Consider the following 15782-nt stretch of genomic DNA (forward strand, 5'->3'; position numbering starts at 1 on the left):
TACCGCGCCCTGATGCGGTCGATCCACCCCACTCGCACAAACCCGCCAACCACTCGAAGCGACCTCACCGAAGCCGCTTGACATCCATAGGAGCATCCGGGTCCGCCGCGGCCCGGGCGGGACGGCACTGCCGCCTCGCCCGGGCCGCGGCGCTGCGGGCGGCCGGAGCGGCCCGGTGCCCGCGGCCCGAGGGGTTGGATATGTTGACATAGGTATGAAGGTGTATCTAATCTGGGGCGGTGCCCTCCCCCCGTGCTCGCAGTGAGCAAGTCGACTCCACCGCCGAGGCGTTGGTGTCGGTCCTGCCCGTGCTGAACCGGGTGCTGGAGCGGCAGGTCGCGCTGGACTTCCCGCACCCCGGGCTGCCCGAGGGGCAGCTCGCCCTGCTGCGGCTGGTCGAGGAGCACGTGGGCATCACGGTCCGCGAGGCCGCCGAGGTCCTGCTGATGAAGCCGAACAACGTCAGCGCCCTCGTCTCGCAGCTCACCGAGAAGGGCCTGCTGGAGCGTCGGCAGGACGCCGACGACAAGCGCGTCGCCCACCTGCACCCCACGCCGCTGGCCGCTTCGCGGCTGGCCGAGGCCCGGGCGATCAAGACCGCCCACCTGACGCGGCTGCTGGCCACGCTCACCGACGGGGAGCAGGACGCCCTCGGCTCGGCCCTCGGCGCCCTGAACTCACTCGCCCGGCGCCCCCACTCCGCCGGCTGACCCCCCGGCACCGCCCGCCCGGGCCCGGAACCCCGTTCCGGCGCGCCCCGGCACGTCCGGCGGCTGCCGACGGTGCTCCGGCGCGCGTCCGTGCCGTGAACGCGGACCGGCGCGGCGTTTCCGTCAACTCCCTTCCAGACAAGGCACCTTCATGCCCTCCTCCACCCCGGTGGACCGCACCGCCCTGCCCGTACGGACCGAACCGCCCGGGCAGTCCGGCGGGCGGCGCGCCAACCCGTGGCTGACGCTGGTCGCCGTCGCGATCGGCCTGTTCATGGTCAACCTCGACGGGTCGGTGGTCTCGATCGCCAACCCGGAGATCGGCCGCGACCTGCACGCCTCCACCTCCGACCTGCAGTGGGTCACCAACGCCTACCTCCTGGCGATGGCCGCCGCGCTGATCCTCGGCGGCAAGCTCGGCGACCGCTTCGGCCGCCGCACCTTCTACCTGGTCGGCGTCGCCGGGTTCGTCGCCTCCTCGGTGATGATCGGCCTGATCGGCTCGGTGGGCGGCGTCATCGCCTTCCGCGCCCTGCAGGGCCTGTTCGGCGCGCTGCTGATCCCCAACACGCTGGGCCTGCTGCGCGCGGTCTTCCCGCCCCGGCAGTTCGGCACCGCGGTCGGGCTGTGGGCGATGGTCGCCTCCTGCTCGACCGCGCTCGGCCCGATCGTCGGCGGCCTGCTGGTGGAGCACGTCAGCTGGGAGTCCGTCTTCTACGTCAACGTGCCCATCGGCATCGGCGCGCTGGTCTTCAGCCTGCTCGTCCTGCCGCAGAGCAAGGACTCCACCGGGCAGCACCGCTTCGACCTGGTCGGCGTCGCCGTGCTGGCCCTCGGGCTGGTCGCCCTGGTCTTCGGCGTGATCAAGGGCGAGAGCTGGGGCTGGAGTTCGGCCGCAACCCTGGGCACCCTGGCGGGCGGCCTGCTGCTGCTGGCGCTCTTCGCCCGGTACGAGACCCGGGTCGCCCACCCGCTGCTGCCGATGCGGCTGTTCCGCAGCCCGGCCCTGACCATCGGCACCGTCGTCACCGCGATCAACTTCTTCGTCCTGCTCGGCGTCATCTTCTTCCTGATGCTCTACCTGCAGAACGTCCGCGGCCTCAGCCCGGTCGAGGTCGGCGTGCGCACCCTGCCGATGAGCCTGGCCTCCGTCGCCGCCGCCCCGCTCGGCGCCGCCCTGACCGGACGCTTCGGCGCCCGCCTCACCATGCCCGCGGGCATGCTGCTGGAGGCCGTCGCCGCGCTGTGGATGAGCACCTGGGACAGCCACTCCGCGTACGGGGCGATGTGGCCGCCCTTCGTCCTGATCGGCCTCGGCGTCGGCATGGTGATGTCCGCCTCCTCCGACGCCATCGTCGCCAACGCCCCCGTCCGCGACGGCGGTGTGGCCAGCGGCCTGCAGGCCACCGCCCTGCAGATCGGCGGCGCGCTCGGCACCTCCGTCCTGGTCTCGCTGGTCAGCGGCCGGGTCGGCGCCACCCTGGTGCACGAGTTGACCGGCGCGGGCGTGCCGGAACCCGCCGCCCAGGGCTTCGCCGCCGCCAAGGACGCCGTCGCCATGGGCATCGCCCCCGTCGACGCCGCCGTGCCCGCCCAACTCAGGGCCGCCGTCGTCGAAGGCAGCGGCAACGCCTTCATGAACGGCGTCCACACCGCCGTCCAGGTCACCGCTGCCCTGTGCGTCATCGGCGCCCTCCTCGCCGCCGCCGGACTGCGCCACGGCACCCGCAAGCCGACCGCCGCCCACGCCTGAGCAGCCGAGGCGGAGGCGCCCGGCCGGTGGATCCCGGCCGGGCACCTCCGCCTCGGCACTTCTGCGGTTGCCCGTCGGCGCGCACGCCGGTCGCAGTGCCTCCTCCGGGCGGAACTCCTCCGCCCGGGCCAAGGGCTCCGCCCGGGCCGCACCACCGCCAGGCAGCCCGCAGAGTGATCGTCCCGAACCCGACCAGCACCCCGCGGCGAAGCGGGCAGCAGAGTCCGCACGCGTCGCGGAGCCGGGCCCCGGTTCCGGGCCCTGGTTCCGGGACGCGGCCTGGCGACGGGTGCAGGTCAGCAGGTGCCGAGGTCCTGCCAGACGCCCCACTGGCCGGTGGTGCCGGGCTCCTCGCCCAGCGTCCACCACTTGGCGCTCCACCGGTGGCCCTTCCACGAGACGGTGTTGCCACCGGTGTAGACCTGTGTGCCGACCCAGGAGGCGGTGGAGCACGCCGGGGCGGTGGCGGTACCGGTCACGGTGAGCGTGTAGGTCGCGGAGGACGTGGCCGAGGTGCCGGTCAGCGCGCCCTTGACCGTCAGGGTGTAGGTGCCGGGGACGACCGTGGACACGGTCGACACCGACAGGGCGGCGCTGGAGCTCCCGTTGACCGAGGACGGGCTGACCGAGGCGGTGACCCCCGTGGGGACGCCGCTGACCGTCAGCGCGATGGACGTGTTCGAGCCGTTGTTGATGATGGCCGTGCTCACGGTCGCGGTGGTCGACGATCCGGCGGTCACCGTGCCCGAGGACGGGCTGACCTGCACCTGGATGGCGGGCACCAGGACGCTCGACGCGGAGGGCGACGGGGAGGGGGCGGTGGACGGGGCCTCGACGTACGGGGCGAAGGCCCGGGCGGGCAGTGGGGTGCCCGCCGCGTGGGCGGTGCCGGTTCCGGTGCCGGTGAGCGCCACGCCGACGACGGTGGCGGTGACGGCTCCGGCGAGCAGGGCTCGGAGTGGTGCGCGAACGGGTCCGGACATGGACCGCGCTCCCTTCGAAGGTGGGGGACTTCGGCGACCTGAAGCACTCTGGTCTCTGGCCCGGACCCATACTGGTGGTCCGGGCCACCCGACTGTCAAGAGTCCTCACCGACCCTTGGGTTCAGCACGCGGCCCCCGGACGGGCCGCGACCCGGCCCCGGGCCGACTACCAGGTCACCGCGGGTTCTCCCCGGGCGGCGGGGAACTCCCGGAGCCGGTCGGGTCACACGGGGGGCTCGGGGTCGTACTGGATGCCGCGGCGCACCTCGCGGGCGCGTTCGGGGGAGTGCAGGCGGGCGACGAGGTGGAGGGCCATGTCGATGCCGGCGGAGATGCCGGCGGAGGTGATGAGGTCGCCGTCGTCGACGAAGCGGGCGTCGGGGCGGACCTCGGCGGTGGGTTCGAGGGTGGCGAGCAGGTCGAGGGACGCCCAGTGGGTGGTGACGGGGCGGCCGTGCAGTAGGCCGGCCCGGGCGTAGACGAGGGCGCCGGTGCAGACGCTGGTCGTCAGGGAGGCCGCGGAGCTGAGCCCGCGCACCCAGTCGACGTGGTCCTGGTCCTCCAGGAGGGGGCGGGTGCCCTGGCCGCCGGGGTGCAGGAGGACCTCGGGGGCGGGCATGGTCTCCCGGGAGAAGTGCGGCAGGATCGTCAGGCCTTTCGCGCACAGGACGGGGGCCCCGTCCCGGGAGACGCAATTCACCCGCCAGCCGTCCTCGGGGAACTTCCGCGTCCAGTAGGAGAGCACCTCCCACGGGCCGATGGCGTCCAGTTCCTCGACGTCGGGGAAAAGCAGGATCGCGATCTCGCGGAATTTCGTGTCGCTCATGGCGACCATCAAAACAGACGGCCCGTGCCGTGGCCAGTGCCGGGGCGCCGCGGCCGGACCCGGTGCGGCGGAGTGCCCGGAGCGGGCGCGTCCGGTCGGCGGGCGGCTTCCTGACGTGCCGTTAAGTCGCCACAACGGCCGATGACTTGCAAGATCTCAGATCGCGAGACCGATCGTTGACGCTGGCCTAGACCTCTGTGTAGGTTGCAGCCTCGTTGAACGAGCACCGACAGTCGCCACGGGGGGCGCACTGCGCTGCGCGATATTCATTTCCGGTTCCGCCGAAGTGCTGCCCCCCGCTTTTCCGCGTCGTTTCCCCCGACCTCAGGAAGCCATCAGTGGACAGCAGAGAAGAAGTGCACAGGCGGACGTTCTCCGCACACGGCGGGACCGCACCGCTCACCTGGGGACAGCTCGCGATCTGGAAGACGATCGCCTGGATGGGGGACGAGGCGCACTACTTCAACGTCCGCCGGCTGGTCGACCTGCCCGAGGGCGTCACCGTGGACGGGGCGGTCGAAGCGGTCGCCCGCCTCGTCGCCCGGCACGAGGCGCTGCGGACCAGGTGGGAGGCCGGGGCGGAGGAGCCGTCGCAGACGGTCTCGGCCGAGGGGACCGTGGACGTCCTGGTGGTCCCCGTCCCCCTGGAGGGCGCCCGGGAGAGCGCCGAGGAGCGCACCGTCGCCCAGGCCGCCGGGAAGCTGCCCGGCGCCGACGGGATGCCCGGCCGCTTCACCGTCTTCGCCCACGGCGACACCGCCCTGCACATCGGCATGGTGGTCACCCACCAGGCCGTGGACAGCTGGTCGATGCGGGTGATGGAGCGGGAACTGCGCCTCCTGGCCACCGGCGGACAGCCCGACGCCGACGCCTGGCAGCCGAGGGACCAGGTCGCCGTCGAACGCGCGCCCGGCGGGGCCGCCCGCAGCAAGGGCGCCCTGCGCTACTGGGAGCGGAACCTGGAGAAGGCGCCCGCGACGATGTTCGGGCCGTCCCCGCAGGGCGCCCCCGAGGACCCGGAGCGCTTCGTCCGGCTCGGCATGGACTCGCCCGCGCTGGCGATCGCCGCCACCGCACTGGCCGACCACTGCCGGACGTCCGTCTCCACCGTCCTGCTCGCCGCCACGTCCGCCGTGGTGGGCCGCTTCGCGGGCCGGGACTCCGTCGTGCTCCAGCTGATCGCCTTCAACCGGGTCGACCCGCGCACGGACGCCCTGGTCGGCTCCATGACGGAGAACGCCCTGTTCACCGTCGACGGCGTGGACCGCGGCGACTTCGCCGACCTCGTCACCCGCACCCACGACCGCGCCATGCTCGCCTACCAGCACGCCCGCTACCACCCCCTGGAGCTCGACCGGCTGCTCGACCGCCTCACCGAGCAGCGCGGCGCCCGCCCCGACCTCGGCTGCTTCTTCAACGACGCGCGGCTCCAGGACAGGTGGCCCGACACGCTCGAACCGCTCCCCACCGAGCCCGGGGCGGTCGAGCGGCTGCGCGCCCGCACCCGCATCCACGTCGAGGGCACCTGGGCCGCCCAGGACGCGACGTTCTTCGCCCACACGACCTACTCGCCGGACTCGGCCCGGTTCTTCGTCATGGCGGACACCCTGCTGCTGCCCCGCACCGGCATCGAGGAGAGCCTCCGCGAGACCGAGCGGGTGGTCCTGGACGCCGCGCTGCGGCTCGCCGCCGCACCGACCCCGCCCGAGGGGGAGAAGTGACGGCCGCACCGCGCGGAGCGGTCGCGCTGCTCCGCGCCCGCACGGCCCGCTGGCTGTCCATCGCCCGCCTGCTGCCCGCCGCCGGCCGCCCGCTCCTCGCCGCGGCCCTCGCCGTGAACCTCGCGCTGGGGCTGCTGCCGGTGGCGTTCATGATCGCCACCGCCGTCACGGTCTCCCGGCTCCCCCGGGCCGCCGCCGACGGCGGCCACTGGGACGCCCTGCTGACCCCCCTGGTCACCGCCCTCGCGGTCTTCCTGCTCTCGCAGGTGCTGCGGCCGTTCCAGACCGCCGTGGCCGAGACGGTCACCCGGGCCGTCGACGGCCACTGCGCGCACCGGATGCTGACGGCCACGACGGTGGACGCGCCGCCCGCCGCGCTCGACCGGCCGGAGGCACTGGACCGGCTCGCCGACGCCCGCTCCGCCTTCGACCGGGCCATGCCCAGCCCGGGCGACGCCGTGGCGGGCCTGGTGAACCTCGTCGCCCGCTACAGCCAGCTCCTGGCCTGCCTCCTCGTGCTCGGCGCCGTCCTGAACCCGTGGACCGCCGTGCTCGCCGGAGCCACCGCGCTCGTCATCCGCTCCGTCAACCGCGGCTCCCTCGCGGCCTACGTCGAGTACTGGAAGAGCCTGGCGGGCGAGCGCCGCAAGTCCGCCTACCTGCGGACCGCCGCCGTCGACGCCTCCGGCGGGAAGGAAGTCCGCCTGCTGGGCGCACTGCCCTGGTTCCGCGCCCGCTACCGGGCCGAGGCCGTCGACTACCTGGCGCAGCTGTGGAAGGAACGCCGCCGGCTGCTGCTGCTCCCGTTCGCCGGCCTCGCGGTCGTCGCCCTCGTCGGCGCGGCGGGCAACCTGCTCGTCCTCGCCACCACCGTCCCCCCGGGCAGCGACGGCGCACTGGCGCTCGCCCTGACCGTCCAGTGCCTGCTCGTCCCGCTGCGCTTCGGCGTCTACTTCCCCGAGAGCGACGTGCAGACCCAGTACGGGATGCTCGCCCACCAGGCGCTCACCGACTTCGTCGAGCAGGCGGGCCGCGAACCGGTGCCCGACCGGGCGCGGCCGGTGCCGCAGCTGTCCGAGGGCATCGCGTTCCGCGGCGTCGACTTCGGCTACCCCGGCGCCGACCGGCAGGTCTACCGGGGCCTGGACCTGGTGATCCCCGCCAACCGCTCCACCGCGGTGATCGGCCTCAACGGCGCCGGCAAGACCACCCTGGTCAAGCTGCTCGCCCGGGTGCACGAACCCGTCGCGGGCCGGATCGAGGCCGACGGCGTCCCGCTGACCGCCATGGACCCGACCGCGTGGCGCCGCCGACTGGCCGTCGTCTTCCAGGACTTCAACCGCTACGACCTGACGCTCGCCCAGAACGTCGCCCTCGGGGCCGCCCACCGCCCGCCGGACCGGGACGCCGTCACCGCGGCCCTGGCCCGGGCCGGCGCCCGGGAGGTCCTGGACGCCGTCGGCCCCGACACCGTGCTCTCCGCCGCCTACCAGGGCGGCCGGGACCTCAGCGGCGGCCAGTGGCAGCGGGTCGCGCTCGCCAGGGCCCTCTACGCGGTCGACTCCGGTGCCGAGGTCCTCGTCCTGGACGAACCGACCGCCCAGCTCGACGTCCGGGCCGAAGTCGCCTTCTACGAGCGCTTCCTGGAACTCACCCGCGGCACCACCAGCGTGGTCATCTCGCACCGCTTCTCCACCGTCCGGCGCGCGGACAACATCGTCGTCGTCGAGGACGGCGCCGTCGTCGAGCACGGCGACCACGACAGCCTGATGCGCGAGGGCGGCCGGTACGCGACGCTCTTCCGGCTCCAGGCCGACCGATTCGACCCGGCCCCGGACGAGAGCGCCCCCGGCCGCGAAGGAGCCCTGCGATGAAGGACCTGTGGCGCGCCGTCGCCCACTTCGCCCGGCTGTCCTGGCGCGTCGACCGGCGCCGCCTGACCACCGGCCTGGGGCTGCTCCTGCTCGGCTGCCTGGCCACCCCCGCCCTCGCGGTGGCCCTCAAGCACCTGGCGGAGGCCCTGCTCGACGACCGCGGCCCCGCAGCCGTCGGCTGCGCCCTGGTGGCCGCGCTGCTCCTCGTCGCCGAACTGATGCTCGGCCACTTCGCCCACCTGCACTACTTCGAGCTCGGCGAACTCGAGGAGGTCGAGCTCCAGAACCGGCTGCTGGCGGCCTCCGGCGGCCCCGACACCCTGGAGCGCGTCGGCACCCCGGAGTTCGCCGACGCCCTGCACCTCGTCCGCGAAGAGGTGGTCAGGACCAGGTCCGCGCTGGAAGCGGCGCTCCAACTGGTCGCCATCGGCGTCCAGACCGTCGTCACCATGGCACTGCTGGCCCTGGTCGAACCCGTCCTGGCCCTGCTGCCGCTGCTCGCCGTGCCACCGGTCCTGATGGGCAACCGCGCCCAGGACCTGGTCGAGCGCGCCAAGAAGCGCAGCGCCGAGGACTCCCGCCGCACCCGCGACCTGCTCCGGCTCGCCACCGCCCCCGGCCCCGCCGGAGAGATCAGGCTCGCCGGCGCCGGACCCGAACTCGGACGCCGGCAGGCCGAGTCCTGGCAGGCCGCGAGCACCGTCCTCAACCGCTCGCAGTGGAGCGCCGCGGCCCTGCGCGCGGCCGGCCAGGCCCTGTTCGCCGCCGCCTACGGAGCCGCCCTGCTGATCACCGTCGGCACCGCGCTCGCCGGACGGATCGGCCTGGGCGACGTCATCCTGGTGATCACCCTGATGGTCCAGATCAGCACCCAGATGACCACCTTCCTGGGCCTGTTCGGCACCCTCCAGGGCGCCGGACGGACCCTGCGCCGGCTCACCGAACTCGACACCCCGGCCCCCGCACCCGCCGCAGGCACCGACAGCACCGACGGCCCCGAGGGCACCGACAGCACCGAGGGCACCCGCCCCGCGGCACCGGACGGCGCGACACCCGTGCGGCTGGCCCACGGCATCCGCTTCGAACACGTCTCCTTCAGCTACCCCGGAGCCACCCGCCCCGTCCTGGAGGACGTCGACCTGGAGATCCCCGCCGGAACCACCATCGCCCTGATCGGCGAGAACGGAGCCGGCAAGAGCACCCTCGTCAAACTGCTCTGCGGCCTCTACCGCCCCACCAGCGGCCGCATCCTGGTCGACGGCACCGACCTGGCCGACCTGGACGCCGCCGCCTGGCGCTCCCGCGTCGCCGCCCTGCTCCAGGACTTCGCCCGGTACGAACTGCCGCTGCGGCAGACCGTCGGCCTCGGCGACCTGCGGCCCGGCACGGAACCCGGCGCGGACGACGCCGCCCTCGCGGACGCCCTCGCCCGCGCCGACGCCGCCGCCGTGGTCGCCGCCCTCCCGCAGGGCCCCGACCAGCTGCTCGGCAAGGGCTACGGCGACGGCGCCGAACTCTCCGGCGGCCAGTGGCAGAAACTGGGCCTCGCCCGCACCCTGATGCGCCCCGCCCCCCTGCTGCTCGTCCTGGACGAACCCGCCTCGGCCCTGGACGCCGAGGCCGAGCACACCCTGTTCGACGGGTACGGCGCGACCGCCCGTACCCGGGCCCTGGCCCACGGCTCCGTCACGGTGCTGGTCACCCACCGCTTCTCCACCGTCCGGCGCGCCGAGCGCATCCTCGTCCTCGCCGACGGCCGGGTGCGCGAATGGGGCACCCACGAGGACCTCATGGCGGCGCGGGGACTCTACGCGGAGCTGTACACCCTGCAAGCGGGCGCATATGTCTAGAGAGGCTGCGGCGTTGCACACACGTGACCCCATCGACCGGCTCGACCGCCCGGCGACCACCGCCGACGAAGCCGGACTCGCAAGGATCTGGGAAGAACTGACCGCCATACCGGCCCACCCCGAACTCGCCGCCGACACCGCACCGGGGCCCAGCCTGGCCGCCGCCCTGCACGTCGTCGACGACGGGATCCTCGCGAAGGGGCCCGGCAGCGTCCGCTCCGTCCCCTCCGCGGGCGCCATCTTCCCCTACGACGTCCTCGTCCTGGACCGCTCCGGCCCCGGGCCCGCCGTCCTCTACCGCCTCAACCTCGACCGCCGCCTGTGCGTGCGCACCGCCGCCGGGGCACCACTGGCCGAGGCCCTGGCCGGCACCACCGGCAGCGACCGGTCCGTCCTCGTCCTGCTCGCCGTCCGCCCCTGGCTGTCCATCCGCAAGTACGGCCCGCGCGGCTACCTCTACGCCCAGATCGACGCCGGCCACGCGGCCACCAACCTGCTCGGCACCGCCCTCGACCGCGGCACCGCCCGGCTCCGCCTCGCCCTGCCCCGCCGCCGGCTCGCCGAAGCGCTCGCCGACCACCTCCCGTGGCGGGAGGTCCACTCCGTCCTCGAACTGGACGCCCCCCGGACACCCGCCGCCGCCCCGCCCGACGGCTGGAGCTACCTGCACCAGGAACAGCCCGCCCCGCTGGAGAGCGCCGGGTACCTCGAATCGGTCTGCTGGGCGCGGATCCCCCGCCTCCTCGCCGACGGACCGGACCACCACCGGCTCACCACCCGCACCGTCGTGGAGAGCGGACCGCTGCTCCCCGCCGCCGCGGGCATCGAACCGGGCGAGTGGACCGGACTCTCCCGCCGACGGCGCTCCTCCAAGCGCTTCGGACGCCAGCCGCTCGACCCCGCCGTCCTGCTCGACTGCGTCGGCGCCCTCATGACCGCCCTCCCCTGCGACCTGACCGGCAGCGGCTTCGGCGTCACCGTACTGACCCCGCCCGGACGGATCACCGCCCCCGGGGACAACCCGCCCGGGGCACCCGACTTCGTCGGCACCGCCTTCGTCACCGACACCGCGGCGATCGCCCGCGCCTGCACCGGACAGAGCCACCTGGCCGGCGCCGACGCCTTCGTCCTCCTGCACGCCGACCGCGCCAGCACGCTCGGCACCGGACCCGACCCGCTGCGCGAAGCCGTCTTCCGCTCCGCGGCCGCCGCCCACCTGCTCTACCTCGGCGCGGCCCGCAACGCCGTCGGCGTCACCGGCGTCGGCGGGTTCGACGCCGCACAGTGGCTGGCCGCAGCCGGACTCGACCACACCCGGGAACTCCTCTACGTCGTCGCCCTCGGCAACGACCGCGACGACGCCCGCAAACTCGACCGCGCCGAGATCGCCTACGCCCAGGGGGAGAGATGACCGGCCTGCTCTGGGAACGCCTGAGCGCCTCGCTCGCGACGCACCGGGACCGCCCCGCCGTCAGCGACCCCACCGGCACCCTCCGCCACGGCGACCTCCTGGCCCGCAGCGACGAACTGCGCAGCAGCCTGGGCGAAACCGCCGGCCCCGGCCACGACCGGCCCCGGATCGCCCTGACCCTGCGCAACACGGTGCACTACCCGACCGCCCTGCTCGCCGTCCTCGGCAGCGGCGCGGTGCCCTTCCTCTTCGACCCGCAGTGGGAGGAGACCGAGATCGCCGCCGCCGTCCGCAGCTGCGGCATCGACCTGCTGCTCCACGACCGCCCGCTGCCCGGTGCCGTGGCCGCCCCCGCCCGCCCGCTGCCCGGCGGACTCCAGGCCAGCGCCGCCACCGGACCGCGCGAACGCCCCGACCTGCTGCCCACCACCGAACTCTGCCGCTACACCACGGGCAGCACCGGCTTCCCGAACTGCGTCGAGTTCTCGGGCGACGCGGTCATCGGCGCCGCCACCGGCTGGATCACCGGCACCGGCCTGCGGGCCGACGACGGCATCCTGTGCTTCGCCGGCCTCGCCAACGGCCTCGCCTTCAACACCTCGCTCGTCCCCGGCCTCCTCGCCGGCTCCGTCCTCCACCTGGCCGGCGGCCTGCCCACGGCGGGCCACGTCCTGCGCTACGTCCGCGAGACCCGGCCCAGCCGGCTCACCGGCTTCCCCGCCCTGTACGCCTCGCTGCTGCGCCGCACCGCCCCCGCCCCCGAACTGGCCGGCATCCGGGTGGCGATCTCCTCCGGCGCCCCCCTGCCGCCGGACGACGCCCGCGCCCTGGCCGAACGCCACGGACTGTCCGTCGCCAACTACTACGGCATCGCCGAGACCGGGCCGCTCACCTTCGACCGCGAGCCGGACCCGGCCCGCGGCCTCGGGGCCCCGCTGCCCGGCGTCGAGTTCCGCTTCCCCCCGGACGCCCGCCCCGGGGCGGCCGCCGAGATCCGGGTCCGCTCCCGGTCCATGGGCTCCCGCTACCTCAACGCGCCCGGCGTCCTCGAACGCCGCCTCGACCCGGACGGGTTCTACCGCACCGGCGACGAGGGCCACCTGGAAGCGGGGCTCCTGCACCTCTCCGGCCGCTCCGGCAAGCTCATCAACATCGGCGGCCGGAAGGTCGACCCGACCGAGGTCGCCAACGTCCTGCGGACCCTGCCCGGAGTGACCGACGCCCTGGTCCTGGAAGTCGCCAGGTCCGACGGGGACAAGGCACTGGGCGCCCTGGTCGCCGCCCCGGGCGGCCTGGACGCGGACACCGTCCGGGCCCACTGCCGCAGCCTGCTCGCCCCCTACAAGGTGCCCGAACGCCTCGCCGTGGTGGACGCGATCCCCACCTCCAGCATCGGCAAGGCCCGGCTGACGGCGGCCCGCGCCCTGCTGGGCGGGTGAACCCCGGACCCGCCCGGCCCGCCGCCCACCCCTCCGGCCCGCCGCAGCACCCGTACCACCCGCCGCACCCGTACCACCCGCCACACCCGCAGCACCCGCACCACCTCCCCGACCACCGTCCCGGTCCCGTGAAACGGAGCATCATGACCGACCAGCCCGCGCAGACCTCCCCCCTCCACCTCCGCGTCGCCGAAATGGCGGTCGCGGCCTCCGACGGCAGCCTCCCGCTGGACGGCGTGGTGGCCGGCACCGCCACCTTCGCCGACTTCGGCATGTCCTCGCTCTCCTTCCTGCGCCTGATCGACTCCCTGGAGAACGAGTTCGGCATCTACGTCGACCTGGAGGAAGCGGCCGGCACCCTCACCACCGTCGACGGCCTCCTGCGGTACATGGACGGCCAGGGAATCGACGTCCATGCCGGATGACCCGCTGCGGGTGGCGCTCGTCGGCGCGCGGGGCCGACTCGGCACCGCCGTCGCCGACGCCTGCCGGAGGGCCGGCCACCTCGTGCTCCCGGCCCGCCCCGACGGCGAACTGCCCACCGCCGACCGGCCCGACCTGGTCGTGGACGCCGCCCCCGCCGCCGCCACCGAACGGACCGCCGCCCAGTGCCGGGCCGCCCAGCTGCCCCTGCTCAGCTGCGCCTCCGGCCTGTCCGGGGACCACCGCGCGGCGCTCCGGGACCTGGCCGCGGAACGGCCCGTCCTGCGGGCCGCCAACCTGTCGCTCGGCCACTGGCTCCAGCGCCAGGCGATCGCCGCCCTGGCCCAGGCGTTCCCCGCGGGCGCCGAACGGCCGGAAGCGGTGGTGCACGAGCGGCACACCACGGCCAAGAAGGACAGCCCCAGCGCCTCCGCCCTCGGCCTGGCCGAACTCTGGACCGACCTGACCGGCGAACCCCCCGCCGGCACCGCCTCCCTGCGCGGCGGACTGCCGGTCAGCGAACACACACTCACCCTCACCTTCGACCACCAGACCCTGACCGTCACGCACGACGTCAGGTCGCTGGCCGCGGCGGGCGCGGGCGCCGTGCTCGGCGTGCAGTGGCTCGCCCGCGCGCAGGCCGGGCTGTGGACGATGGACGAGGTCTACGAAGACCTGGCGCGAAGGAGCAGGCATGTCGACCAGAACCGATGAGGGGCTCCCGCCCGGGGCCCCCGCCCCGGGCCGCCCGGCCCCCGACCAGGCCCCCACCCCGGCCCGGGACCTCACCCCCGCCCAGGCCCGGCTGCGCGGCCAACTCGCCGTCGGGGCCCGGTCGCTGTCGCTCGGCGGCCACGACGACTTCAACCAGGGCCAGGTCTCGGCCCGCCTGCCCGGCAGCCGCACCTTCCAGATCAAGGGCGCCCTCACCGGCTTCGACGAGTGCCGCCCCGAGGACGTCGTCCCCGCCAACGTCGACCCCGACGCGCCGCCGCACCGCCTCGCACCGCCCGAACTCGCCCTCCACCAGGCCGTGTACGCGGCCCGCCCCGACGTCAACGCCGTCGTGCACAGCCACGCCCCCCACACGCTCGTCTTCGGCGCCACCGACCTGACGGTGCGGCCCGTCTCCCACGACGGCGCGTACTTCGAGGAACGGCTGCCCCGCTTCACCCTGACCAGCAACACCATCCTGGACATCGCCACCGGCCGCGCCGTGGCCGACGCGCTCGGCAGCGCCCCCGCGCTCCTGCTGCGCAACCACGGCGGCCTGGTGGTCGGCAAGTCGCTCAAGCACGCGGTGGTCCTGGCCCACCTGCTGGAGCGGGCGTGCCGCCTCCAGCTCATGGCCGAAGCGGTCCCCGGCGGCTACCACAGCTCCTCGGCCGCCGACGTGGAGGCCAAGCGCGAGTTCATCTACGGCGACCTCGCCGTCCGCTCGTACTGGGAGCACTCCGTGCGCAGCGTCCTGCGGACCTGGCCCGAGGCGGTGGCCTGGTGAAGGTGGAACGCCACTTCGCGGACGACACCCAGCGCGACCTGTTCGCGCTGGTCGAGGAGATCGCGGACAAGGAACTCGCGCCGCGCGCCGCCGAGCACGAACACGCCGGGCGCTTCCCCCGCGAGACGGTCGAACTGCTCGGCCGCAGCGGACTGCTCGGGCTGCCCTTCCCGGAACGCTGGGGCGGCGGCGACCAGCCGTACGCGGTCTACCTCCAGGTGCTGGAACGGCTGGCGTACCGCTGGTTCGCGGTCGCCGAGTCGGTGCACCTGCAAGTCCTCGCCGCGCACGGACTGGCCCGCTTCGGGGACGACGGCCAACGGGACCGCTGGCTCCCGCAGCTGCTGAGCGGCGAGGTCCTCGGCGCCAACGCGCTCTCCGAGGCCGACGCCGGATCCGACCTCGAGGGCATCCGCACCGCCGCGGTCCGCGAGGACGGCGGCTACCGGCTCTCCGGCACCAAGTCCTGGGTCAGCCACGGCGGGGTCGCCGGACTCTACAACGTGTACTGCCGCACCGGCGGCCCCGGCCTGGGCGGGCTGACCTGCCTCATGGTCGACGCCCGCACCGAAGGCGTGCTGCCCCAGCGCCCCGAGCACAAGATGGCGCTCGCCACCCTGCCCACCGCCCAGGTGGTCTTCCAGGACGTCCGGGTGGACGAGTCGATGCGCCTCGGCCGCCAGAACCGCGGCATGCTGATCGCCGCCTCGGTCTTCGACCACGGACGGCTCGGCATCGCCGCCTGCGCGGTCGGCCTGGCCCAGGCCGCGCTCGACTACGCCGTCGCGTACGCCAAGGAACGGGTCCAGTTCGGCTCACCCGTGATCACCTTCCAGGGCGTCGGCTTCCTGCTCGCCGACATGGCCACCCAGATCGCGGCGGCCCGCGCCCTGGTGCTGGAGGCGGCCCGGATCCGGGACGCCGGAAAGCCGTTCTCCACCCAGGCCGCCCAGGCGAAGCTGTTCGCGACCGACTGCGCGATGCGGGCCACCACCGACGCCGTGCAGGTGCTCGGCGGCCACGGCTACGTCCAGGACCACCCGGTGGAGCGGTGGATGCGGGAAGCGAAGCTCCTGCAGATCATCGAGGGCACCAACCAGATCCAGCGGATGGCCATCGCCCGCTCGCTGTGACTGCCGGGCCCCGCCCGCCCGTCGCCACCTCCCCGCCCGCCGGGACCCCCGAACCGACCCGAAGGAATCTCAATGATCGTGTCAAGCCGCCTGCGTGACCGGCGGGGCGGAGGTGAACAGCCTCTTGTCACGCAGCATCGCCCACAGGACATCGACCC

13 protein-coding genes are annotated in these 15782 nt (G+C 74.5%); 11 read left to right on the forward strand and 2 right to left on the reverse strand.

The features are described from left to right. Positions 1-239 precede the first annotated feature (239 nt). Positions 240-710 (forward strand): MarR family winged helix-turn-helix transcriptional regulator, encoded by a 471-nt coding sequence (locus OO57_RS35205; protein ID WP_033256869.1) that lies wholly within the window; start codon positions 240-242, stop codon positions 708-710. A gap of 151 nt (positions 711-861) precedes the next feature. Then, positions 862-2463 (forward strand): MFS transporter, encoded by a 1602-nt coding sequence (locus OO57_RS35210; protein ID WP_033256870.1) that lies wholly within the window; start codon positions 862-864, stop codon positions 2461-2463. Between the two features lie 296 nt (positions 2464-2759). Here OO57_RS35210 and OO57_RS35215 read toward each other — a convergent pair whose 3' ends face one another. Continuing rightward, positions 2760-3446, reverse strand: a complete 687-nt coding sequence (locus OO57_RS35215) for a hypothetical protein (RefSeq protein ID WP_033256871.1) — start codon at positions 3444-3446, stop codon at positions 2760-2762. A 223-nt stretch (positions 3447-3669) separates the two neighbouring features. Then, positions 3670-4272 (reverse strand): DJ-1/PfpI family protein, encoded by a 603-nt coding sequence (locus OO57_RS35220; RefSeq protein WP_033256876.1) that lies wholly within the window; start codon positions 4270-4272, stop codon positions 3670-3672. Positions 4273-4628: 356 nt separating this feature from the next. Here OO57_RS35220 and OO57_RS35225 point away from each other — a divergent pair, with 356 nt between their 5' ends. From OO57_RS35225 to OO57_RS35265, 9 genes are all read left to right on the forward strand, one after another. After that, complete coding sequence (locus OO57_RS35225; RefSeq protein WP_033256872.1) at positions 4629-5993, forward strand: condensation domain-containing protein; 1365 nt, start codon at positions 4629-4631, stop codon at positions 5991-5993. After that, complete coding sequence (locus tag OO57_RS35230) at positions 5990-7867, forward strand: ABC transporter ATP-binding protein (RefSeq protein WP_051778658.1); 1878 nt, start codon at positions 5990-5992, stop codon at positions 7865-7867. The genes OO57_RS35225 and OO57_RS35230 overlap by 4 nt, the downstream gene beginning before the upstream one ends. Further along, a complete protein-coding gene (locus tag OO57_RS35235; RefSeq protein WP_033256873.1) occupies positions 7864-9717 on the forward strand; it encodes an ATP-binding cassette domain-containing protein in 1854 nt (617 codons plus the stop codon). Before OO57_RS35230 ends, OO57_RS35235 begins: the two co-directional genes overlap by 4 nt. 13 nt (positions 9718-9730) lie before the next feature. Next, positions 9731-11128, forward strand: coding sequence for a hypothetical protein (locus OO57_RS35240; protein ID WP_033256874.1), 1398 nt, complete (start codon positions 9731-9733; stop codon positions 11126-11128). Beyond that, positions 11125-12567 (forward strand): class I adenylate-forming enzyme family protein, encoded by a 1443-nt coding sequence (locus OO57_RS35245; RefSeq protein WP_051778659.1) that lies wholly within the window; start codon positions 11125-11127, stop codon positions 12565-12567. The genes OO57_RS35240 and OO57_RS35245 overlap by 4 nt, the downstream gene beginning before the upstream one ends. A gap of 143 nt (positions 12568-12710) precedes the next feature. Continuing rightward, entirely contained in the window at positions 12711-12992 is a 282-nt protein-coding gene (locus OO57_RS35250; protein ID WP_033256875.1) for an acyl carrier protein, read from the forward strand. Continuing rightward, entirely contained in the window at positions 12982-13704 is a 723-nt protein-coding gene (locus tag OO57_RS35255) for a dihydrodipicolinate reductase C-terminal domain-containing protein (protein ID WP_051778660.1), read from the forward strand. Before OO57_RS35250 ends, OO57_RS35255 begins: the two co-directional genes overlap by 11 nt. Beyond that, positions 13685-14491: a class II aldolase/adducin family protein gene (locus OO57_RS35260; RefSeq protein WP_081974191.1), complete on the forward strand. Its 807-nt coding sequence runs from the start codon at positions 13685-13687 to the stop codon at positions 14489-14491. Before OO57_RS35255 ends, OO57_RS35260 begins: the two co-directional genes overlap by 20 nt. After that, on the forward strand, positions 14488-15624 hold the full coding sequence (locus OO57_RS35265; RefSeq protein WP_051778661.1) for an acyl-CoA dehydrogenase family protein: 1137 nt from the start codon (positions 14488-14490) through the stop codon (positions 15622-15624). Before OO57_RS35260 ends, OO57_RS35265 begins: the two co-directional genes overlap by 4 nt. Positions 15625-15782 lie beyond the last annotated feature (158 nt).

Source organism: Kitasatospora phosalacinea, from assembly GCF_000717185.1.
Classification (GTDB): Bacteria; Actinomycetota; Actinomycetes; order Streptomycetales; family Streptomycetaceae; genus Kitasatospora; species Kitasatospora phosalacinea_A.